This is a genomic window from Micromonospora sp. NBC_01638 (assembly GCF_045209745.1).
Classification (GTDB): domain Bacteria; phylum Actinomycetota; class Actinomycetes; order Mycobacteriales; family Micromonosporaceae; genus Micromonospora.
Genome location: NZ_CP109273.1, coordinates 4,008,573 through 4,029,233, shown reverse-complemented (window position 1 = coordinate 4,029,233; position 20,661 = coordinate 4,008,573). Strand labels below are relative to the sequence as shown.

Genomic DNA, 20,661 nt, shown 5'->3' with positions numbered 1-20,661 from the left:
TCGGGTCAGGGGGTCTTGCCGAGCAGTCGGGTGGCCAGGACAGCGGCCTGCGTGCGGCGCTCCAGGCCCAGCTTGGCCAGCACGCTGGAGACGTAGTTCTTCACCGTCTTCTCCGCCAGGAACATCCGCCCGGCGATCTCCCGGTTGGTCAGCCCCTCCGCCACGTACTCCAGGATCCGCCGTTCCTGCTCGGTGAGCGACTTCAGCTCACGCGGCTGCTCGACGCCGTTGCGGATACGTTCCAGCACCCGGGCGGTGATCGCCGGATCGAGCAGGGACTGCCCGGCCGCCACCCGGCGCACCGCGTCGACCAGGTCGGTGCCACGGATCTGCTTGAGCACGTACCCGGCGGCACCCGCCATGATCGCCGCGAACAATGCCTCGTCGTCCTCGTACGACGTGAGGATCAGGCCCTTGATGGACGAGTCGACGGCGCGGACGTCGCGGCACACGTCGATGCCGTTGCCGTCGGGCAGCCGTGCGTCGAGGATCGCCACGTCGGGCCGCAACGCCGGGATGCGGCGAGCCGCCTCCTGCGCGGAGCCGGACTCGCCGACCACCTCGATGTCGCCGCTGCTCTGCAACAGGTCGGCCAGGCCACGGCGGACGACTTCGTGGTCGTCGAGGAGGAACACGCGGATCATCCCTCGTTTCTACCCGCACCGTGCGTCAAGTGCACGGGCCAAAGGTCCCGATCAGGCGAGGCTCGGGTCGGGAGACTGCTCGACTGGCGCGACGGCGGGCCCCGCCCAGGGCGGTCGGGCCCGCCGGATCGGGACGTACGGCCCTGCTGGGCACCCACCCGGCGGGCGGAGTGTAGGGGGTGGCCAGCCATCGCGGCGTTCCCCGCCGCCGGCCCACCGGGAAGGGAGCACCGCCATGGACATCGTCGGCTACACCGCGGACCACCTGCGGGCCGCCGCCGTGGACGCGGTCCGGGCACCGTCGTTGCACAACACCCAGCCGTGGCGGCTGCGGCTGCGCGACGGTGGCATCGAGGTGCTGGCCGACCCGACCCGCCGGCTGCCGGCGACCGACCCGAGCGGCTGGGGTGTCCGGGTCGCGTGCGGCGGGGCGCTGTTCAACCTGCGGATGGCCCTGGCCGTGGCCGGCATCCCGGCGCGGGTGCGGCTGCGGCCCAACCCGGCCGAGCCGGACCTGCTGGCCCGGCTGGTGCCGGACATCCCGCGCCGACCCTCCCCCGCCGAGCAGAGCCTGTACGCGGCCATCCCCCGCCGGTTCAGCAACCGCATGCCGTTCTGGCCGGATCCGGTGCCGGCCGACGCCCGGTGGCGTCTCGGCGACGCGGCCCGCGCCGAGCAGTGCTGGTTGGAGCTGCTGATCGGGGTGAGCGCGGTTGCCGCGTTCGGCGAGATCGCCCGCAGCGCGCACCGGGTGCTGGATCGGGACCCCGCGTACCGGATCGAGCGCGAGCAGTGGCTGCGCCGGGAGCCCGCGCCGGACGGCGTGCCCACCTCAGCCGGGGGGCCGCAGAGCGAGCCGCAGGATCTGCTGCCGACGCGTGGCTTCGGCGGGCGGGACCGGGCCCCGGGCCGGGACTTCGAGCCGGAGCCCCTGGTGGGGGTGCTCGGCTCGGTCGGCAACACCGCCGTGGATCAGGTGATTGCCGGGCAGGCCCTGCAGCGGCTGCTGCTCACCGCCACCGACGCCGGGCTCAGCGTGTCGATGCTCTCCCAGCCGATCGAGGTGCCCGCCGCCCGCGAGCAGCTACGACTGTCGCTGGGACGGTTCGGCACGCCGCAGATGGTGCTGCGGGTCGGGTACGGCCAGCCGGGCCGCCCGACCCCCCGTCGGGGCGTCGAGGAGGTGCTGGACCTGCCGGTGGTGCCCGCCTGAACTCGTCGGCTCTCGCACAGGTCAGAGTCGCGCAAGCTCCGATGAGGACCGACACCGGATTGTGCACGGAAACGGCTCGTCACCGGGTATCCGGTAACGAGCCGTTCTGCTCTGGTGGGCGATACTGGGTTTGAACCAGTGACCTCTTCCGTGTCAGGGAAGCGCGCTCCCACTGCGCCAATCGCCCGTGGTGACCATCTGAACCGGCGGCCAAGCCCCGTTGGGGCGAATCGCGAGCGGACGACGGGATTCGAACCCGCGACCCTCACCTTGGCAAGGTGATGCGCTACCAGCTGCGCTACGTCCGCACGTCCCCGGCAAGCGTCGGCGACAGGTGAACACTACCCGATGCCAAGATCGCTTGGCGCGGCACCCTGGGCGGCGGCGGTTGCGCTGGTCCGCAGCGGGGTACTGAACGCCTCGACAGCACACCACATCCCCCTTAAGGAGGCTGTCGTGGGTATCGGCACCAGCATTTTCCTGATCGCGCTCGGCGCGATCCTCACCTTCGCGCTGGACGCGAGCGTCGGCGGCATCAACCTCGACGTGGTCGGCTGGATCCTGATGGGTGCCGGCGTGCTCGGCCTGATCATGACCACGCTGATCTGGAGTCGCCGCCGCGAGGTGGTCACCACCACCGAGCAGCCGGTGGAATACCGGCAGGTCGAGGAGCGGCGGGACATCGCCCCGCCGCTGTGACACGACCACCGTCCACCGCCAGCAGGTCACGCGATCTCGGACCGGCCACCTCGGATCAAGGCGGCCGGTCCCTCGCGCCCCTGCGCGCCGCACGAGGCTCCGGGCGCGGCGCAACCCGCACCGCTCACCGCATCAGCGCGTTGAGCGTGCCGTAGTCGAGGGCGTTCGCCAGCGCGCCGTACGTGCCCGCACCGAACGCCTCATCCGCCGCCCGGCGGGCAACCGCGTACGCGGCCTCCGCGACCGACGAGCCGAGGCTCACCCGGGCCACCCCCAGCCGGGCCAGCTCCCCCACCGAAGGCGCACCCGGCCCGGCGAGCACGTTCAGCGGCGCCGGCACCGCCTGCACCAGCGCGCCGATCACCACCGGGTCGACCACACCGGGTACGAAGATGCCGTCCGCGCCGGCCGCGAGATAGGCGGCGGCCCGGGCGACGGTCTCGTCGACGTCCTCGACACCGCTGAGGAACGTGTCGATCCGGGCGTTGACGTAGAGCGGCAGACCTGCCGCGTCGGCCGCGCCCCGCACCGCGCGGATCCGGGCGCACTGGTCGGCCACGTCGCGCAACGGCGGGCCGGCCGCACGTCGGGCGTCCTCGACGTTCACGCCGACGGCACCGGCATCGAGCACCGCGCGGGTGGTCACGCCGACCTCCGCCGGTGTCGCCCCGTACCCGGACTCGATGTCCGCGGTGACCGGCAGCGACACCGAGGCGGTAATCCGGCCGACCAGATCGACGGCCGCGTCGCGGTCGAGGATGTCGCCGTCGGGCGCACCCAGGCTCCAGGCGACGCCGGCGCTGGTGGTGGCCACCGCGCGGGCGCCGGCGGCCGCCACGATGCGGGCGCTCGCGGCATCCCAGGCGTTGACCAGGACCAGCGGCGACCCGGGGGTGTGCAGGGATCGGAACAGTTCAGCTCGGGTGTGTTGTTCGCTCACCCGGCGAGTCTCGGCTGGCCCCGGCCCCGGCGGTAATGTTTCAGTCCCAGCTGAATCCACCGGGGGGTGCCGTGGTCGCCATCAGCTTGTCAGCGGGGGCGGTCGCCCGCATTCGGTTCGCCGTCTCCTGCCTGTGGGAGGTCGCCGCGAGCGTCCGGGTGCTGCGCGACCCCGGGGACCATGCCGTCCACCTGCCCTGGGTACGCCGGGTCCGTCCACCGCTGGTCGAGGCGGGGTTGGTCGGCCCGGACGGCGGGCTGCTCTGGCAGCTGGTGCCGGCCCGGCCCGGCTACCTGGCCGATTTCCTCACCCCGCCGCCCGCCGGTCTCATCCCGGACCTGGCCGCCGAACTGGCCGCACTGCGCGCCACCCCGGCCGACACCGTCCGCACGCATCTGGACCTGTACCCGGGCGACCGCACGCCGGCGCTCGCAGGCCTGTACGTCGACCCTCCGGGCGGGCTGCGCCGGCTGACCGAGGAGATCGCGGCGTACTGGCGGATCGCCCTGGCCCCGCACTGGCCACGGCTGCGGCTGCTGCTCGACGCGGATATCACCGCCCGCGCCCGCATCCTCGCCGAGGACGGCGTGGCGGTGCTCCTCAACGACCTGCACCGGCAGGTCCGGTGGGAGGACGACACCCTGCGCGTCGCGCAGCGGCACTGCCTGGCTCCGGACGTCACGGACGGCCCGGGCCTGGTGCTGGTCCCGTCCGTCTTCGTGTGGCCGTCGGTGGCGAGCGTGTCCGCCGGGACCGCGCCGCAGCTCGCCTATCCCGCCCGTGGGCTCGGCACCCTCTGGGAGCGCCCGAACGGCGTCCCGGAAGCGCTGGCCGCAGTGATCGGTCGCGGGCGGGCCCGACTGCTCACCGAACTGACCTCGCCGGTCAGCACCACCGAGCTGGCCCGGCGTAGCGAAATGTCGCCCGCCGGGGTCTCCCAACACCTCACCGCATTACGCGCGGCCGGCCTGGTGGTGACCCACCGGCGGGGCCGGACGCTGCTCAGCGCCCGCACCGACCTCGCCGAGGCGCTGCTCTCCGCGACCGGGTAGCACAAGGGAGAGCAGTGGTCGACGACGTGTCCCTCGTCAAATCAGAGCGGCTCGTTACCGGAATCCGGTAACGAGCCGTTTACCTGCTGGTGGGCGATACTGGGTTTGAACCAGTGACCTCTTCCGTGTCAAGGAAGCGCGCTCCCACTGCGCCAATCGCCCGTGCTTGTTGCCGAGGTGGGGACGGGATTTGAACCCGCGTAGACGGCTTTGCAGGCCGTTGCCTCGCCTCTCGGCCACCCCACCGAGGTTGCCCCCGTCACACGTGGCGGCAGCTCCGAGCGGACGACGGGATTCGAACCCGCGACCCTCACCTTGGCAAGGTGATGCGCTACCAGCTGCGCTACGTCCGCACGCCCCCGGACGTTCCCGGGTGACGGATGAGAACTTTAGCCGAGCCGGTGAGCGACTGCCAACTCGGGGTCGCCCCGGCGCGTCCCACCCCCGTCCGGGAGGCACGGTCGGGACCACCGTCCGCAGGCTTCCTAGGGGGCTGGTCTGGTGTCCCGGTTCGTTGCCGGCCGTCACACTCCGGCATCGCTGGCCGATGACCACCAGCACCGCGTCGCCCTGCGGCCGACGGACGTCCGCGCAGGCCAGCCCGGGGTGACGGACCTCGGTGAACGCTCTCAGCAGAACGACCGACAGCACCATGAGGAAGTGTCCGGCTTCCGACTGTCGCATCGCGGATCAAGCCGCGGTGGTAACTGTTCGTGTTCACTCGGATGGGCTACGGTAACGGTCGTGACGAGACGTGCGGCCGAAATCCGCCTGGATGCCCTGCTGCGCACCGCCTGCGACGTGATCGTCGAGCGCGGTCTGGCCAACACCCGAACAGCGGACGTGGCGCAGGCCGCAGGCGTAAGTCAGGCGCTGGTTTTCTACCACTTTGCCACGAAGGAGCGGTTGCTCGCGCAGGCTTTCGCGTACGCGGTCGAGCAGGATCTGGCCCGGCTGGACGCGGTGATCCGCTCCTCGGCCCCACCGCTGACCAAGCTCCGCCGGATCCTCAAGCTCTACACCCCGGCCGGGCGGGCGACCTCCTGGTCGATGTGGATCGACGGCTGGTCCGAATCGCTGCGTACCCCGGAGCTGGAAAAGGTCTCCCGCCGGCTCGACCTGCGCTGGCGGCAGGACCTGGCCGCGGTGATCTCCGCCGGGGTGGCCGACGGCACCTTCCAGTGCGCCGACCCGGACGGGGCCGCCTGGCGGATCAGCGCGGTCATGGACGGCCTTGCCGTACAACTCGCCGTACACGACCGGGTGATCTCCCGCCGCCAGTTCGGCGAGTGGGTCCGGCTGGTGACCGCCCGGGAGCTCGGCCTGGACGTGGCCGACCTGGACTGAGCGTGCAGCCCACCAACCTTCGCCCCGCACCAGGCCGGGCAAAACGGCTCCGCTCGCCCCGCCGACCGGAACAATCGGCAGCATGGATCTACTGGAGGCATACCGCCGGAGCCTGGCCGAATTCATCGACCGGGTGGACCAGGTCGAGGCCGGCCAGTGGTCCGACCCGACACCCTGCCCGGACTGGGACGTACGCACGCTGGTCAACCACGTGGTGAATGAGGACCGGTGGAGCGTCCCGCTGCTCGCCGGCCGAACCGTCGACGAGGTCGGCGACCGGCTCGACGGCGACCTGCTCGGCGCAGACCCGATCGCGGCGGCGCGGGAGGCGGCCGCACAGGCTGAGATCGCGGCCACCCATCCGGGGACGATCGACCGCACCGTGCACCTTTCCAGTGGCGACGCCCCGGCCGCCGAATACCTCCAACAGCTCCTCGCCGAGCACCTCATCCACGGCTGGGACGTGGCGGTGGCGATCGGAGCGCAGCCGCGGCTCGACCCGGACGCCGTGCACGCGGCCGCTCAATGGTTCGCCGACCAGATCGAGAGCTACCAGCGCAACAACCTGGTCCAGACCGGGGTGCAGGTGTCCGACGACGTCGACGAGCAGGACCGCCTGCTGGCCGCCTTCGGCCGCGACCCCGACTGGGCTCCGGGCCGCTGAACACGCACAGCGTGCCGGGCCGCTTGAGGTGCTGGCGAGCCAGTGCACCGGCGGCCCCCAGTACGCGGGCGAGCAGGACGACGACCCGGCCACGACGACGGACTGCGCGACCGCCAGCCCGGCTCGGGGCCAGGTCAGAATCGCCGAGTTCCAGGCGTTCTCGAAGTGACAACGGTGGGGCCGGCGGACCTGCCGCCGGCCCCACCGGCCCGACAAGCTCCGCCGGCCCGACAAGCTCCGCCGGCCCCTCGCTCAGCGGCGGGCCGGGTGCCAGCGGCCGGGTGGTGCCGGGCGCTCCCAGGTCCGGTCCACCGGTGGGTCGTCGGCCGTGCCGGCCGCAGCCCGGGTCAGGTGGCGCAGCCGCAGCAGCAGCCCCAGCCCGAGTGAGAGCAGCAGCCCACCGAGCAGGAACGCGGCCGGCACCACGCCGAACCCACCGGACTGGGAGACCGGGCGTCCAGCACCGGCTGCGGGAGGCGGCGCCGCGTCATACGTCTGGCCCGCGACCGGCTCCTCCGCCTCGGTGCTCTCCGCCTCGCTCGCCGTCGCAGTGGGCCGTGCCTGCGTGGCGGTCGGCTTCGGCGTACGGGTCGGGGTGCCACCCGCACCCACCACCGAACGGGTGGCCGTCTGCCGGGCCAGCAGGCGCGCGTTGGCGTCGTACGCCTCAGCGGCGAGCGTGACCCGTCCCTGGGTGACGTCCTCGGCGAAGGCCAACCGGTAGCGGGCGGTGACCGTGCGGTCGCGGCAGAGCGTGCCCGGGTCGAGCTGCCGGTCGGTCAGCCGGGCCACGTCGCCGTCGATCTGGATCTCCAGGGGGAAGTCCCCGTTGTCCTCCACCCGATCCATCTTCACCTGGTCGAGTCGGAGGCCCTGGACGCTGAGCACCATCGACCAGCGCACCTTCACGCAGCCGCCGCGCTGGTCGGTCCGCGAGACGACGGCGGACACCGTGCGCACCTGCTCGCCGGCGGTGAACTGGGCCGGCAGCCCACTCAGCTCGGTGGCGAACGCCGCCTGTGCCGGAGCGACCAATGCCAGCTCCACCCCGCTCAGACAGGCCAGCACCACCCCTACCCGCAGCGCATACCGCCACACCGTCACCACCACCGCCGCCCTTCGTTCGGTTGCCTCCACTGGGCAACGCTAGGAGTGGCGCGTCGACCCGACCAGACGGGTGTGTTCGCACCGGGCGGCAAGGAGAGCACGGCTTTTCACCGACCGTGGTGAACCGGTCACCGCCCCCCGCGACACGCCGCGATTCGGGCCGCTGGGACAATTGGCGTCGTGTCCGAGCTCTCCAGCACGTTCGTCCGGCTGCACGCCCGGCTGGCCCCGGTCCCCTTCGTCCCCGAGGTGCGACTGCACCAGGCGGACGAGCCGATCGGGCTGTGGGAGCTGACCGAGGGCGAGTTCTCCAGCGACCGGCCGCCGCCGTTCTGGGCGTTTGCCTGGGCTGGCGGGCAGGCGCTCGCCCGCTACGTGACCGACCACCCGGAGCTGGTCGCCGGCCGCCGGGTGCTCGACCTCGCCTCCGGCTCCGGCCTGGTGGCCATCGCCGCCGCCCGTGCCGGCGCGGCGTCGGTGCGGGCCGTCGAGGTGGACGAGCTGGCGGTGGCGGCGGTCGCCCTCAACGCCGAGGCCAACGGGGTACGCGTCGACGCCGAGTTCGGCGACATCCTCGACGGCGACGCCGGGGACGCCGAGGTGGTGCTCGCCGGCGACGTCTTCTACAGCGACGCGCTGGCCCGCCGGGTGCTGCGGTTCCTGCTCCGCGCCGCCCGGGCCGGCGCACCGGCGCTGGTTGGCGACCCCGGCCGCGCGTTCCTGCCCCGGGACCGCTTCGACGAGTTGGCGGCGTACGACGTGCCGGTGCCGGAGGCGCTGGAGAGTGTCCGGGTGAAGCGCACCACCGTCTGGCGGTTGCGGGCCGGCCTGCCGGGGGCCTCCGGCTAGCGTGTCCGGGTGCTGTTCCACAGCTGGGCGCAGGTGGCCGACCCCGCATGGCCGGACGTGGCCCGGGTGCCGGACCGCGTCGGCGGCACCCACCTGGTCATCACCCGGCACGCGCTGGTTCGTCAGGTCCTCGCCGACCCGGTCACCTACCGGCCGGACAACGCGCTGGACGCGGTGACACCGATGCCGGTGACCGCACTGCGGGTGCTCGCCGAGCACCGGTTCCGGCTGCCGCCGACCCTGGCGAACAACTCGGGCGTCAGCCATCCGCAGATCCGGGCGGTCGTCGCGGACGCGTTGCACCCCACCCGGGTCGCCGCGCAGCGGCCCTGGCTCACCACGCTGGTTCGGGACCGGGTCGCCCGGCTCGGCGCCACGCTCGACAGCGGTGAGCCGGTCGACCTGTACGCGGACCTCGCCGCCGACCTGCCGCTGCTGGTGCTGGCCCGGCTGGTCGAGCTGCCGGACGCACCGGTCGGCGCGGTCAAGGAGTTCGCCCGCGCCGCGCTGGAGTTGTTCTGGGCACCGTTGGACGCCGACCGACAGCTGGCACTCGCCGCCGAGGTGGGCCGGTTCCACCGCGTACTGCGCGACTTCGCGGCGACCGGCGGCGGGTTGGCCGCCGAACTGCGCGCGGCCGGACACCCGCCGGAGGTGGTGGTCGGCGCGCTCTTCTTCCTGCTGGTCGCCGGCCAGGAGACCACCTCGCAGTTCCTCACCCTACTGCTGCACCGGTTGGCCGACGAGCCGGCGGTACGGGCCGGCCTGCGCACCGGCGAGGTCGCCGTGGCCGACGTGGTGGAGGAGGGGCTGCGGCTGGAACCGCCCATCGTCACCTGGCGGCGGGTGGCGGCGACGGACAGCACGCTGGGCGGGACGGCGGTGCCGGCGGGCAGCAGCCTCGTGCTGTGGCTGGGCCGCGCCGGTCGGGACCCGGAGGTGGTGGAGTCGCCCGACGAGTTCCGTCCGGGTCAGCGTGGATCGCGCCGGCACCTGGCGTTCGGGGCGGGCGCGCACCGCTGCGTCGGCGACGTGCTGGCCCGGATGGAGGCGGCCGTGGTGGTGGCCGAGACCGCGCCGCTGCTGGACGCGGTGACCGTGGTCCGCCCGCCCTGGTGCCCGGACAATCTCACCTTCCGGATGCCCGACGCGTTCGTGGTCCGCCGCTTTACGGGGGCACCGGGCTGACCGGATCCTGACGTCCGCTCGGTATGTTTCCGGGCGTGTCAGCCACCCCCACTCGTCGGATCCCTGCCGTCGTACCACTGCTGGCCCTGCTGGCGTTGACCGGCTGCACAGTCGGTCCCGCCCACCCGGCACACGCCCGACGGATCACCGTGCCCCAGCCGACCGCGTCCGCCCCGTCCCCGTCGGCCTCGCCGTCGGCGACCGCGAAACCCCCGTTCAAGAGCCTGGCCTGGTACGTCGCCCAGGTGCCGACCTTCCCCGAGGCGCCGATCCCGCAGCCGGTGCCGCTGCCCACCACCGGCACGGCGGCGTTCTGGCACCGCCTGCCGACCGACCAGAAGGTCGCCTTCATCACCATCGACGACGGTGGGCTGGCCCGCCCGCCGGGGGCGATCGACTTCATCTGGGCGGCGCGCATCCCGGTCACGATGTTTCTGAACTCACCGGCAGCGGTGGAGCACACCGACTACTTCCGGCAGATCCAGGTGGCGGGCGGGATGGTCGAGAACCACACAATCAACCACACCTCGCTGGCCGGCCGGTCGTACGCCTACCAGAAGCAGGAGATCTGCGGTGCGGCGGACAGGCTGGAGGCGCTCTTCGGCACGCGATCGACTCTGTTCCGCCCCCCGTTCGGCGAATACGACTCCACCACCTTGCAGGCCGCGCACGACTGCGGCGCCAAGGCGGTGCTGCACTGGACCGAGACGGTCCACGAGGGGAAGGTTCGCTACCAGACCCCGGAGAAGGTGGTACGTCCCGGCGACATTCTGCTGATGCACTTCCGACCGGCGCTGATGGACGACCTGCTCGCAGCGCTGAAGGCGATCCACCGGGCCGGGCTCACCCCGGCTCTCCTGACGGACTACGTACGGTGACGGCCCTGTCGCTGGCATGACGAAAGTCAGGGTCGGGTGGTGCCGATCGGGCGCAGTGGAGCAGCGGTCCGCGCGCCTAGCGTCAGCGCATGATCACATTACGTGGGTTGACGAAACGGTTCGGGGCGACCGTTGCGGTCGACGCGTTGACCGTCGACATCGCGCCCGGCCGGGTCACCGGCTTTCTCGGCCCCAACGGCGCCGGCAAGTCCACCACCATGCGGATGATCCTCGGGCTGGACCGCCCCACCGCCGGGCAGGCCCTCGTCGGCGGGCGCGCGTACCGGGAGTTGCGCCGACCGCTGCACGAGGTGGGTGCGCTGCTCGACGCCCGGGCCATCCACCCGGCCCGGTCCGGCCGGGCGCACCTGTTGGCCATGGCCCGCAGCAACGGCATCCCCACCAGGCGAGTCGACGAGGTACTGGACACCGTCGGGCTGGACGGGCGGGCCGCCAGCAAAGAGGGGCGGACCCTCTCCCTCGGCATGGGCCAGCGGCTCGGCATCGCCGGCGCGCTGCTCGGCGACCCGCCCGTGCTGATGTTCGACGAACCGGTGAACGGCCTCGATCCGGACGGGGTGCGCTGGGTGCGGCAGCTGATGCGCTCACTGGCCGACCAGGGGCGGACGGTCTTCGTCTCCAGCCACCTGATGAGCGAGATGCAGCTCACCGCCGACCAGCTCGTGGTGATCGGCCGGGGACGACTGCTCGCCGACGCGCCGGTCGACGACGTGATCGCCGGCAGCACGGTCGCGGTTCGGGTCCGCAGCCCCCACCCGGACGGGCTGGCCACCCTCGCCGCGCGCCTCACGGCCGCCGGGGCGACCGTCGAGGCGGCCGACCGGAACGAGCTGACCGTCACCGGCGCCACCGCGGACCGGGTCGGGGACCTGGCGTACGAGCTGGGGGTACGACTGCACGAGCTGAGCCCGCACGGCGCGTCGCTGGAGCAGGCGTTCATGGAGCTGACCGCCGACAGCGTCGAGTACGCGGGTGGCCCGACCGAAGGTGGGGCACGATGAGCACCAACAATCGTGGTGGCGCAGTGGCCGCCGAGTGGACCAAGCTCTCCTCGGTGCGGAGCACCTGGTGGACGGCGCTGGCCGGGCTGCTGGTGATGGCCGCGAGCGCCGGCCAACTGGCCATCTATGCCGCCAATGACAACACCAACGACGACCCGGTCGACGACCGGGGGATCGTCACCGTCGGCAGCGTGCTGATCGACTCGGTCGAGCTGACCCAGTACGTGGTCCTGGCGCTGGGTCTGCTGGCGATCACCGCCGAGTTCACCAGTGGCACCATCCGGACCACGCTGCAGTGCACCCCGTCGCGCGGTCGTGTGCTGCTGGCCAAGGCCGTCGTCGCCGGCACGGTCACCTTCGCCCTCGGGCTACTGCTCGGCGGCGTCGGCGCCCTGGTCGCCCGGCCGGTGCTCGGCGAGTGGGGCAGCGCCCCGGCCGCCGGCACGATCGGCGACATCGTGGCGGTGGCGACCTACCTGGCGCTGGTCGGCGTGCTCGCCCTGGGCCTCGGCGCCGCGCTGCGTAGTGCGGTGCTCACGATCACCGTGCTCCTCGCCACCCTGATGATCGTGCCGCTGTCATTGCAGGAGCCCAACATCGAGGTGCTGAACCGGATCGCCGACGTGTTCCCCGGCGTGGCCGGCGGGCATTTCCTGGCCGGCGACACCGAGCCGTACCCGAGCCTGGTCGGACTGCTCCTGCTCGCCGGGTGGGCCGGCGCCGCGCTGCTGCTGGGCCGGGCCGCGCTGCGTCGCCGCGACGCGTAATTCGTGCGGGCTGAGTGGGGGCCGTGGAGGCCCCCGCTCAGCCGTCGACCAGCCCCGCCTCGTACGCGAGGATCGCCGCCTGCACCCGGTTGCGCACGTCCAGCCGGGTGAAAATGCTGGTCAGGTAGCTCTTCACGGTGCCCTCCACCAGGTGCAGTCGGCGGGCGATCTCGGCGTTGGACAGCCCCGCCCCGACCAGGGCGAGCACCTCCCGTTCGCGCTCGGTCAGCCCCGCCGTACGGTCCCGCGCGGCAGGCCGGCGGGCCAACCGCCCGGCGCCCAACTCGATCACCCGGCGGGCCACCCTCGGCGACAGGTACGCACCGCCGTCGGCGACGGCGTGCACACCGGCGAGCAACTCACGCGGGTCGCCGGCCTTGAGCAGGAACCCGCTGGCGCCGTGCCCGAGTGCCCGGGCCACGTGGTCGTCCTCGCCGAACGTGGTCAGCATGATCGTCGCGGTCTCCGGCACAACCCGGCGGATCTCGGCGGCGGCAGCCAACCCGTCCAGTCGCGGCATCCGGATGTCCAGCAGCGCGACCCGAGGCCGGTGCGCACGGACCAGCTCCACCGCCGCGCGTCCATCACCGGCCTCGGCGATCACCTCGATGCCGGGATCGGTGGCGAGGATCGCTCGGACACCGGCCCGGATCATCGCCTCGTCGTCGGCCAGGACCACCCGGACCGGCGGTGCCCCGCCCCTGTCGGTGTTCACCACGCGACCCATTCCTTGCTGGCCAGCCGGCCGTCCGTGAAGCAGAGCCGCCAGGTCGGCTGCGCAAGCGGGAAGTTCCCGTCGGTGTAGTACTCGCATTCGGCCCGGTCAGCCGCCATGGGACGTGTCAACTGCCGCCGAGGCAGCCCGGTCAGCTCCGACCGGGCCGTGCCGACGCGCATCTGGTCGAAGGTGGCCCGGTCCAGCACCGTCCCGGCGGTCACCACCGGGTAGTAGACGAGGGAGAGCACCAGGGCGAAGCCGACCGGCGCCACGAGCGCCACGAGCAGACTGCGCCGGACTCGTCGGCGGGCGTCGTGCAGCCGCCGCTCCGCGTCCACGGGCCGCTCCACCGGACCGGGCTCGCCATCGCCGGAGGGTGACGCTCGGCCCACCCCAGGGTCCGCCGACTCTAGGACCTCCAACGGCGGTGCGGTGACCGGCAACGCCGCCCGTACGACGAAACCGCCGTCGGCGCGGGGGCCGGCATCGAGCGTCCCACCGGCGAGGCGGACCCGCTCGGCGAGTGCGAGCAGCCCGCTGCCCTGCGATGACGGAGCGGGCAGCGGCCCAGCCGGCGGAGCGCCGTTGACGACGGCCACCGCGATCCGGTCACCGTCGCGGGTGAGGTGCACATCGACCGAAGCGCCCGGTGCGTACCGGGCAGCGTTGGTCAGCGCCTCACGGACGATCCGGTGGGCCGCGTGGCCGGTCATCGCCGGTAGCTCCGCGACGGCCGGGGCGGCGTCCAGCCGTACCGCCATGCCGGCCTCCCGGGCACCCTCGACCAGGTCGGCGACGGTCTCCCCGCTCGGACGAACCGAAGCGCCGCCCTCCTCGCGGAGCACCCCGATGATCTCGTGCAGTCTCTCGGTGGCGGCGGAGACACTGGCCCGCAACTCCCCCGCCGCGGCCCGGTGCCGCACGTCGAGGTCGGCGGCGACCTCCAGGGCGGCGGCGCGCAACGCGATCAGGCTGAGGTCGTGACCGAGCGAGTCATGCATCTCCCCCGCGATCCGAGCCCGTTCCCGCAGCCGGATCCGCTCGGCGGCACCGCGCTCCTCGCGGGTCAGCGCGTCGACGTGCCGGCGACCGGCGTCGGCCAACTCCTGCTGCTGGCGCCGGTACCGGCCGATCAACCAGGGGAACACCGCGGCGAAGAGCAGCACCGAGGCGAGCAGGAACCAGGTGGCCGCGCCGGTGCCGAGCAGCCCCAGGTTGAGCGCGGTGCCGCCGGCCGCGATCAGCACGAAGACCACGGCCGCCGGGCCCGCGGTGGCGCTGCGCCGCCCAGCGAGATAGCTGAAGACCGGAATGGCGAACACGAAGTTGCCATCGACAACCGACCCGAGCACCGCCAGCACGAGGGCGACCACCGGTCGGCGTCGACTCGCCACCACCGCCGCGCCAAGCAGCAGCAGCTTGCCGACCAGCAGTGGCAACGCGTACCGCGGATAGGGCGGGGTGACCTCGGCGTAGCCGACCGGGGCGGCGATCACCGCCCAGAGCAGCGCGTCCAGCAGCAGGCGACGCCGCCGGTGCAGCCAACCTGGCGGCCAGGAGTCGAGGATCCGCACGGCGGTCAGGCTACCCACGCGCGACCTGCGCGGACACCGACGAAAGTCAGGTGTTCAGCCGCTCTCCTCGGCCCAGACCCGCCAGTCGTCGAGCACACCGTGCAGGGCCGGAGTGAGCCAACCCGGCGCGGAGCGCCGGAACACGCCGGGGTCCATCGCGCCGGCGCCGTCGGGCACCGCGCCGAGCAGGTTCGGCACCAGGTCGGTGAGGTTGGTCCAGTGCACCAACTCCGGTCTGGCCGGCCAGGCGCCGATCACCACGCCCGCCGGCACGGCACGCCGGTCGAGTGCCTCCAGGGTCAACGCGGTGTGGTTGAGCGTGCCCAACCCGGCCCGAGCGACCACCACCGCGGGCGCACCGAGCGACACCGCCAGGTCGGCCACCGTCCACAACTCGCCCGACGGACGCAGCCCCATCGGCACCAGCAGCCCACCCGCGCCCTCGATCAACACCAGGTCGTGCTTGTCCGCCTCGTCACGGACGGCGTCCACCGCCGCGTACAACTCCAGCGGCGGCAGGTCGGCGACCCGGGCGGCGGCCAGCGGGGCGAGCGGGTCCGGATAACTGGCCAGGGTCCGGCCGGTCAGCGGGGCAGCCAGCCGGTTGACCGCGTCCACGTCGCCGGGCTCACCGCCGGCCGTGCCGGTCTGGCCCGGTTTGACCACGGCCACCCGCAACCCGGCAGCCTGCGCGGCGGCCGCGATCGCCGCGGTCACCACCGTCTTGCCGACCTCGGTGTCGGTCCCGGTAACCAGAACCGGCCCCTCCCACCCGCTCACCGGGCCACCTCTGTTCGCGACTGCGGGGCTCGCAAACCCGGCTCACTCCTCGCGCTCACGGCGCACATTCCACGATGACGTCCAGGGCCCGCTCGAAGGCCGCCCGGGGCACTCCGGCGCTTACCGTGAGCCGCAGGCGGGAGCGACTGTCCGGGGTGGAGGGCGGCCGGAAACAGCCCACCGCGACACCCCGGTCCCGGCAGTCGGCGGCCCAGGCGGTCGCCGCCTCCGGCCCGGGGGCGGTCACCGAGATCACCGCCGCGTCCGGCGCGGAGACGGTCAGCCCGGCCGCACGCAGTCGACCGACCGCCAACCCCACCCGGTCGGACAGCTCCGAACGCAGGTCGTCGCCGACCCGGGCCAGCCGCAGCGCGGCGAGCACACCGGCGGCGACCGCCGGTGGCAGCGCCGTGTCGAAGATGAACGTGCGCCCGGTCTCGACCAGATGCCGGACGAACTCAGCCGGGCCGGCGACCACTCCACCGGCACCACCGAGCGCCTTGGACAGGGTGGCGGTGACCACCACGTCCGGCTCGCCAGCCAGCCCGGCGGCGGCCACCGCGCCCGCGCCGGCCGGACCGGTCACGCCGAGCGCGTGCGCGTCGTCGACCAGCAGCAACGCACCGTGCCGGCGGGCCACCGCGTGCAGCCGGGCCAGCGGGGCGAGGTCACCGTCGACCGAGAAGACCGACTCGGTCACCACCACCGCCGGACGGCCCGGAGCGGCCACGAGTGCGGTGGCGACCGCGTCCACGTCGCCGTGCGGGGCGACCACCGTCTCCGCGCCGGAGATGCGGCAGCCGTCGATCAGGGAGGCGTGGTTGTGCGCGTCGGAGACGAGCAACGTCCGAGGTTGGACGAGTGCCCGCAGCGCGCCGAGGTTGGCCAGGTAGCCGGAGGAGAAGACGAGGGCACGGTCGGTGCCCAGCCACTGCGCCAGCTCGTCCTCCAGCACCTGGTGGGCGTCCGTGGAGCCACGCACCAGGCGCGACCCGGTCGCCCCCAGCCCGTACGCCGACAGTGCCGCCGTGGCCGCGGCGGTGACCTCCGGGTGGGTGGCCAGGCCGAGGTAGTCGTTGCCGGCCAGATCGGTCATCTGATCGTCGGCGGGACGCGGGTGCAGTCGCCGGGTCAGCCCGGCCTTTGCCCGCAATTCCGCGCGGCGGTCGAGCGCCGCCAGCCAATCCGCCACCGTCACCCCTTCGCCGCTGTCCGCGCCGGTCAGCCCGACACCCGCCGGGCGAAATTACCACCCGCCACCATCGGCCCGCCGAATCCACTCGGTGCGAGGGTCGACGGCTGCCAGGTCATTCCGGCTGATCGGGGGGCCTTGTAGGGTACGAGCCATGCCAGAGATCCTCGACCAGGCCCGGACCCAGGTCCTGGGTGACGGTGTCGGCCTCGATCAGGCCGGCATCCTCGCCGTGCTGAACCTGCCCGACGAGCACCTGCCCGCCGCCCTTCAGCTCGCCCACGACGTGCGGATGCGCTGGTGCGGCCCGGAGGTCGAGGTCGAGGGAATCGTCTCGCTCAAGACCGGCGGCTGCCCGGAAGACTGCCACTTCTGCTCCCAGTCCGGTCTGTTCACCTCCCCGGTGCGCTCGGTCTGGCTGGACGTCCCGTCGCTGGTCGAGGCGGCCAAGCAGACCGCCAAGACCGGGGCGACCGAGTTCTGCATCGTCGCCGCGGTGCGCGGCCCGGACGCCCGGCTCATGAAGCAGATGCGCGAGGGCGTCGCCGCCATCAAGGCGGAGGTCGACATCCAGGTTGCCGCGTCGCTGGGCATGCTCACCCAGGAGCAGGTCGACGACCTGGTCGACATGGGCGTGCACCGCTACAACCACAACCTGGAGACCTGCCGGTCCTACTTCCCCAACGTGGTCACCACGCACACCTGGGAGGAGCGTTGGGAGACGCTGCGGATGGTTCGCGACTCCGGCATGGAGGTGTGCTGCGGTGGCATCCTCGGCCTCGGTGAGACCGTCGAGCAGCGGGCCGAGTTCGCCGCGCAGCTCGCCGAGTTGGCCCCGCACGAGGTGCCACTCAACTTCCTCAACCCGCGCCCCGGCACTCCGCTCGGCGACCTCCCGGTGGTGGAGGGCAAGGACGCGCTGCGGGCCATCGCCGCGTTCCGGCTGGCCATGCCGCGCACCATCCTGCGGTACGCGGGCGGCCGGGAGATCACCCTCGGTGACCTGGGCACCCGCGCTGGTCTGCTCGGCGGCATCAACGCGGTGATCGTCGGCAACTACCTGACCACGCTGGGCCGGTCCACGACCGACGACCTGAAGCTGCTGGACGAGCTGAAGATGCCGGTCAAGGCGCTGTCGGCGACCCTGTGAGGTTGTGGTGACCGAGCTTGTCGAGCCCGCGGCGGCGCAGCGCTGGTGCGACCGCTGCGGCGAGCCGGCCGACGCCGGCGCGCACGAGGCGTGCGCGGCGGCCCGGGCATTGGAGCCGCCGCGCTACTGCGCGCACTGCCGGCGGCGGATGAAGGTGCAGGTGGTGCCGACCGGCTGGTCGGCGGTCTGCGTCGAGCACGGCGAGATTCGGGGCTGACGTGCTCAAGGGGCGGGCGGTGACGTTGCGACCGGCGACGGACGCGGACGTGCCCGCACTCGCGGCGATCCGGGCCACCCCGGAGGTCCGACGCTGGTGGCGCGGCGGCGACGACCTGGCCGGGGAGATCCGCGCCGACCTGGCCGACGACGAGCTGACCGTCTACGCCATCGAGCACGACGGCCGGGTGGTCGGCGCGATCCAGTGGTCCGCCGAAACCGACCCGGACTACCGGCACGCCAGCCTGGACCTCTTCCTCGACCCCGAGGTACGCGGCGCCGGCCTGGGCGGGGACGCCATCCGCACCCTGGTCCGGCACCTGATCGATGAGCATGGCCATAACCGGTTCACCATCGACCCGGCGGCGGCGAACACCGCGGCGATCCGCGCGTACGCGAAGGTGGGCTTCCGCCCGGTGGGCATCATGCGCCGCTACGAACGCGGCGCGGACGGTCGCTGGCACGACGGCCTGCTGATGGACCTCCTCGCCGACGAACTGGCCGACTGAGTCAGCGGTCCCAGACCAGGTGGCCGTCGGGGAGACGGCGGGCGCCCTCGGCCGGCCGGTGCGGGCTGAGCCGGCCGTCGGGCATGAGGTGCCGCACCGGGACCCCGCGACCGAGCACCGCCACGTCGGCGATCAGCCGGCGGTGGCAGCGCCACCAGACGCTCTCGCTGCACATCACCACCGTGGCCCGCCGGGCCGCGTCGGCGAGCACCGCGTCCAGGGCCGCGGTGAAGTCGGGGGTACGGGTGTACGCGGCGTACGCCCGGAACGCGGCGACCGTCCACCAGGTGTCCGGCTCCGGTTCCCCGGCCCGGACGTGCCGGCGACCGCCGAGGCGGGGCTCCCAGCGGTAGTCGATGCCCCGCCCCGGCAGCCAGCGCTCGAGGGCCTCCCGCCGCACGTCCGGGTTGGTCCGGCTGGCCGGGTACCGCCGCACGTCCACCACCAGCGCGACCCCCGCGCCGGCCAGCAGCTCCCCCAGCCGCGCCTGGTCGGCCGCCCCGTGCCCCACCGTCAGCAACACCCGCTCCACCAGGTCAGCTTGCCCCGGATCGCTCAGGGAGAACCCACCGATGCTCGTTTGGCTACGGCGGGTCGGCCGGCAAGGGGCCGCACGGGCCACCGCACGGCGCGGCGGGCGGCTACGCCGACCAGCACGGCCAGCGCCGCGACGCACAGCCAGGCGAACACGTCACCGACCGCGGCGTAGATCGTGCGTACTCCCTTGGACGGCACGTACGCGACCATGGTCTGCTGGTCGCTCGTGAAGTAGTTGGACGAAGCGAGGACCCGGCCCTGGTAGTCGACCGTCTGCGCCAGCCCGTTGGTGTCCTGCCGGACCAGCGAGTAGCCGTTCTCGATCGCCCGGAGGGTGGCCTTCTCCGTGTGCGCCTCGCCGAATTCCCGCCAGTCGTTGGACGGCACCAGCATCAGGTCCACCCCCTGGCTGCCGCCCTGCCGCGCCAGGCTGGGGAAGTCGGCGTCGAAACAGATCAGGTTCCCGAGCCGACCGTACGGTGTGTCGACCGTCGGGACCACACCGTCGCCTGGCGTGAGTTCCTCCAGGCCCGGGACGGGGTGCGCCTTCTCGTAGGTCCAGACCACCTGGCCGCGTGGGTCGATGAGGACGGCCTGGTTCCGCACGTACGGCTGCTGGCGGGACAGCACCCCGAGACCCAGCTCCAGATACACGCCGTGGGCGCGGGCGAGTACCCCGACCCGGGTGATCAGTTCGGCCCGGTCGCCGGTCAGGACGCCCGCGCCGGTCTCCGGCCAGACGATGATCCGTGCTCCGGCGCGGGCCTCGCGTTCGCTGGCCGCGAGCAGGTCGTCGGTGACGGTGGCGAAGACCGGGCGGAGCAGCGCGGGGTCAGCCTGGGCCAACTGCGACAGGGAGGCGAAACTGTCCAGCATCGCGGTCCGGTGGGCCAGGGCCGAACGCGTCGGGCTGACCCCCGCAACGCGGACGGTGCCGGCGGAGGGCGGAAAGAGCGCGAGCCGGACACCCCCGCCGATGACGACCATGCCCAGCACCACGCCGTACGCCAGAACCGGGATGCGGATTGCCGGCCAGGAGAACCGACGCTCCCAGACGCCGGCGCAGACGGCCGCGAACCACGCGATCAGGAAGCTGACGCCGTAGCTGCCGGTGACCGCGGCGACCTGCAGCAGTGGCCGGTTGTCGTGCTGGGTGGCGGCGAGCGACCCGAAGATGCTACCGGCCGGGCTGAACATGGCGTTGACGTACTCGGCGCAGACCCGGGCCAGTGGAAACACCAGCGTGGCGACCAACGCGCCCGGTACGCCCAGCCGCGGCGCGAGCAGCCGGTCGACCAGGTACGGCACCGTCAGCACGGTGCTCAACGCGAGGCACAACAACAGGATCGGGCTGAGCACGTCCACACCCGACTCGTACAGCCAGAACGCGGCGCTGACCGCCGATGCCGCCCAGACGCCGACGAACCCGACGAACGGCCGGCGGGTACGGGTGTAACGCAGCAGAAAGACGCCGTACAGCCACGCCGCCACGGGCACGTCCCAGCGCCCGTGCACCGCGAACAACGACAGGACGGTGCCGATCCCCAGCCACAGGTAGCCGAGCCGATCGGCCGGTTGCGGCAAGCGCGATCCTCGCATCGTTTTGTCCTCACCT

General features: G+C 73.0%; 23 protein-coding genes and 5 tRNA genes. 14 read left to right on the top strand and 14 right to left on the bottom strand.

The window, feature by feature from the left end:
• Nucleotides 1-5: 5 nt before the first annotated feature.
• Nucleotides 6-644, bottom strand: a complete 639-nt coding sequence (locus tag OG811_RS19060; RefSeq protein WP_272616514.1) for a response regulator transcription factor — start codon at nucleotides 642-644, stop codon at nucleotides 6-8.
• Nucleotides 645-879: 235 nt separating this feature from the next.
• Here OG811_RS19060 and OG811_RS19055 point away from each other — a divergent pair, with 235 nt between their 5' ends.
• Nucleotides 880-1,857 carry an Acg family FMN-binding oxidoreductase gene (locus OG811_RS19055; RefSeq protein ID WP_406067569.1) on the top strand — a complete coding sequence of 326 codons (978 nt, stop codon included), beginning with the start codon at nucleotides 880-882 and terminating at the stop codon, nucleotides 1,855-1,857.
• 112 nt (nucleotides 1,858-1,969) lie between these two features.
• Here the strand turns inward: OG811_RS19055 and OG811_RS19050 are convergent.
• Nucleotides 1,970-2,044 (bottom strand) — tRNA-Val (locus tag OG811_RS19050).
• A 48-nt stretch (nucleotides 2,045-2,092) separates the two neighbouring features.
• A tRNA-Gly gene (locus tag OG811_RS19045) sits at nucleotides 2,093-2,165 on the bottom strand.
• Nucleotides 2,166-2,313: 148 nt separating this feature from the next.
• Here OG811_RS19045 and OG811_RS19040 point away from each other — a divergent pair.
• Nucleotides 2,314-2,556, top strand: coding sequence for a DUF6458 family protein (locus OG811_RS19040; RefSeq protein WP_406067568.1), 243 nt, complete (start codon nucleotides 2,314-2,316; stop codon nucleotides 2,554-2,556).
• Nucleotides 2,557-2,680: 124 nt separating this feature from the next.
• Here OG811_RS19040 and OG811_RS19035 read toward each other — a convergent pair whose 3' ends face one another.
• Entirely contained in the window at nucleotides 2,681-3,496 is an 816-nt protein-coding gene (locus tag OG811_RS19035) for an isocitrate lyase/phosphoenolpyruvate mutase family protein (protein ID WP_406067567.1), read from the bottom strand.
• A 71-nt stretch (nucleotides 3,497-3,567) separates the two neighbouring features.
• Between OG811_RS19035 and OG811_RS19030 the strand changes: the two genes are divergently transcribed.
• Nucleotides 3,568-4,548 (top strand): helix-turn-helix domain-containing protein, encoded by a 981-nt coding sequence (locus tag OG811_RS19030; protein ID WP_406067566.1) that lies wholly within the window; start codon nucleotides 3,568-3,570, stop codon nucleotides 4,546-4,548.
• Nucleotides 4,549-4,635: 87 nt separating this feature from the next.
• Here OG811_RS19030 and OG811_RS19025 read toward each other — a convergent pair.
• The 3 genes from OG811_RS19025 to OG811_RS19015 all read right to left on the bottom strand — a co-directional run bounded on the left by OG811_RS19025 (nucleotide 4,636) and on the right by OG811_RS19015 (nucleotide 4,901).
• Nucleotides 4,636-4,710: transfer RNA gene (locus OG811_RS19025), tRNA-Val, on the bottom strand.
• 13 nt (nucleotides 4,711-4,723) lie between these two features.
• Nucleotides 4,724-4,794 (bottom strand) — tRNA-Cys (locus tag OG811_RS19020).
• Nucleotides 4,795-4,828: 34 nt separating this feature from the next.
• Nucleotides 4,829-4,901: transfer RNA gene (locus OG811_RS19015), tRNA-Gly, on the bottom strand.
• Between the two features lie 391 nt (nucleotides 4,902-5,292).
• On the opposite strand from OG811_RS19015, the gene OG811_RS19010 reads away from it, so the two are divergent.
• The 3 genes from OG811_RS19010 (at nucleotide 5,293) to OG811_RS19000 (ending at nucleotide 6,728) form a co-directional block, all read left to right on the top strand.
• On the top strand, nucleotides 5,293-5,895 hold the full coding sequence (locus OG811_RS19010; RefSeq protein WP_406067564.1) for a TetR/AcrR family transcriptional regulator: 603 nt from the start codon (nucleotides 5,293-5,295) through the stop codon (nucleotides 5,893-5,895).
• An 82-nt stretch (nucleotides 5,896-5,977) separates the two neighbouring features.
• Nucleotides 5,978-6,559 (top strand): TIGR03086 family metal-binding protein, encoded by a 582-nt coding sequence (locus tag OG811_RS19005; RefSeq protein ID WP_406067562.1) that lies wholly within the window; start codon nucleotides 5,978-5,980, stop codon nucleotides 6,557-6,559.
• A 28-nt stretch (nucleotides 6,560-6,587) separates the two neighbouring features.
• Nucleotides 6,588-6,728, top strand: a complete 141-nt coding sequence (locus OG811_RS19000; RefSeq protein ID WP_406067560.1) for a hypothetical protein — start codon at nucleotides 6,588-6,590, stop codon at nucleotides 6,726-6,728.
• A gap of 83 nt (nucleotides 6,729-6,811) precedes the next feature.
• Here the strand turns inward: OG811_RS19000 and OG811_RS18995 are convergent, their stop codons facing one another.
• Nucleotides 6,812-7,696, bottom strand: a complete 885-nt coding sequence (locus OG811_RS18995; protein WP_406067559.1) for a hypothetical protein — start codon at nucleotides 7,694-7,696, stop codon at nucleotides 6,812-6,814.
• A gap of 150 nt (nucleotides 7,697-7,846) precedes the next feature.
• Between OG811_RS18995 and OG811_RS18990 the strand changes: the two genes are divergently transcribed.
• The 5 genes from OG811_RS18990 to OG811_RS18970 all read left to right on the top strand — a co-directional run bounded on the left by OG811_RS18990 (nucleotide 7,847) and on the right by OG811_RS18970 (nucleotide 12,370).
• Entirely contained in the window at nucleotides 7,847-8,515 is a 669-nt protein-coding gene (locus OG811_RS18990) for a class I SAM-dependent methyltransferase (protein WP_406067557.1), read from the top strand.
• Nucleotides 8,516-8,524: 9 nt separating this feature from the next.
• Nucleotides 8,525-9,703 carry a cytochrome P450 gene (locus OG811_RS18985; protein WP_406067555.1) on the top strand — a complete coding sequence of 393 codons (1,179 nt, stop codon included), beginning with the start codon at nucleotides 8,525-8,527 and terminating at the stop codon, nucleotides 9,701-9,703.
• Between the two features lie 35 nt (nucleotides 9,704-9,738).
• Complete coding sequence (locus OG811_RS18980; protein WP_406067554.1) at nucleotides 9,739-10,581, top strand: polysaccharide deacetylase family protein; 843 nt, start codon at nucleotides 9,739-9,741, stop codon at nucleotides 10,579-10,581.
• 89 nt (nucleotides 10,582-10,670) lie between these two features.
• Nucleotides 10,671-11,603 (top strand): ATP-binding cassette domain-containing protein, encoded by a 933-nt coding sequence (locus OG811_RS18975; RefSeq protein ID WP_406067552.1) that lies wholly within the window; start codon nucleotides 10,671-10,673, stop codon nucleotides 11,601-11,603.
• Nucleotides 11,600-12,370 carry an ABC transporter permease subunit gene (locus OG811_RS18970; RefSeq protein WP_406067550.1) on the top strand — a complete coding sequence of 257 codons (771 nt, stop codon included), beginning with the start codon at nucleotides 11,600-11,602 and terminating at the stop codon, nucleotides 12,368-12,370. The genes OG811_RS18975 and OG811_RS18970 overlap by 4 nt, the downstream gene beginning before the upstream one ends.
• A 37-nt stretch (nucleotides 12,371-12,407) precedes the next feature.
• On the opposite strand, the gene OG811_RS18965 is transcribed toward OG811_RS18970, so the two are convergent.
• The 4 genes from OG811_RS18965 to OG811_RS18950 are packed head-to-tail and all read right to left on the bottom strand — an operon-like array spanning nucleotide 12,408 to nucleotide 16,634.
• Complete coding sequence (locus tag OG811_RS18965) at nucleotides 12,408-13,085, bottom strand: response regulator (RefSeq protein WP_406067548.1); 678 nt, start codon at nucleotides 13,083-13,085, stop codon at nucleotides 12,408-12,410.
• On the bottom strand, nucleotides 13,082-14,662 hold the full coding sequence (locus OG811_RS18960) for a sensor histidine kinase (RefSeq protein WP_406067546.1): 1,581 nt from the start codon (nucleotides 14,660-14,662) through the stop codon (nucleotides 13,082-13,084). The genes OG811_RS18965 and OG811_RS18960 overlap by 4 nt, the downstream gene beginning before the upstream one ends.
• 54 nt (nucleotides 14,663-14,716) lie before the next feature.
• The gene (bioD, locus tag OG811_RS18955; protein WP_406067544.1) at nucleotides 14,717-15,442 is read right to left on the bottom strand and encodes a dethiobiotin synthase; all 726 of its coding nucleotides are present in this window, start codon (nucleotides 15,440-15,442) and stop codon (nucleotides 14,717-14,719) included.
• A gap of 55 nt (nucleotides 15,443-15,497) precedes the next feature.
• The gene (locus OG811_RS18950) at nucleotides 15,498-16,634 is read right to left on the bottom strand and encodes an 8-amino-7-oxononanoate synthase (protein ID WP_406067542.1); all 1,137 of its coding nucleotides are present in this window, start codon (nucleotides 16,632-16,634) and stop codon (nucleotides 15,498-15,500) included.
• Between the two features lie 154 nt (nucleotides 16,635-16,788).
• On the opposite strand from OG811_RS18950, the gene bioB reads away from it, so the two are divergent.
• From bioB to OG811_RS18935, 3 genes are read left to right on the top strand one after another with little or no spacing between them, the layout of a single operon-like run.
• The gene (gene bioB / locus OG811_RS18945) at nucleotides 16,789-17,784 is read left to right on the top strand and encodes a biotin synthase BioB (RefSeq protein WP_406067540.1); all 996 of its coding nucleotides are present in this window, start codon (nucleotides 16,789-16,791) and stop codon (nucleotides 17,782-17,784) included.
• Nucleotides 17,785-17,791: 7 nt separating this feature from the next.
• Nucleotides 17,792-18,001, top strand: coding sequence for a hypothetical protein (locus OG811_RS18940; RefSeq protein ID WP_406067539.1), 210 nt, complete (start codon nucleotides 17,792-17,794; stop codon nucleotides 17,999-18,001).
• 1 nt (nucleotide 18,002) lies between these two features.
• Nucleotides 18,003-18,509: a GNAT family N-acetyltransferase gene (locus OG811_RS18935; RefSeq protein WP_406067537.1), complete on the top strand. Its 507-nt coding sequence runs from the start codon at nucleotides 18,003-18,005 to the stop codon at nucleotides 18,507-18,509.
• A 1-nt stretch (nucleotide 18,510) separates the two neighbouring features.
• Here OG811_RS18935 and OG811_RS18930 read toward each other — a convergent pair whose 3' ends face one another.
• Both OG811_RS18930 and OG811_RS18925 read right to left on the bottom strand, forming a co-directional pair.
• Entirely contained in the window at nucleotides 18,511-19,041 is a 531-nt protein-coding gene (locus OG811_RS18930; protein ID WP_406067535.1) for a DUF488 family protein, read from the bottom strand.
• A gap of 23 nt (nucleotides 19,042-19,064) precedes the next feature.
• Nucleotides 19,065-20,645 (bottom strand): apolipoprotein N-acyltransferase, encoded by a 1,581-nt coding sequence (locus OG811_RS18925; protein WP_406067534.1) that lies wholly within the window; start codon nucleotides 20,643-20,645, stop codon nucleotides 19,065-19,067.
• Nucleotides 20,646-20,661: the final 16 nt, after the last annotated feature.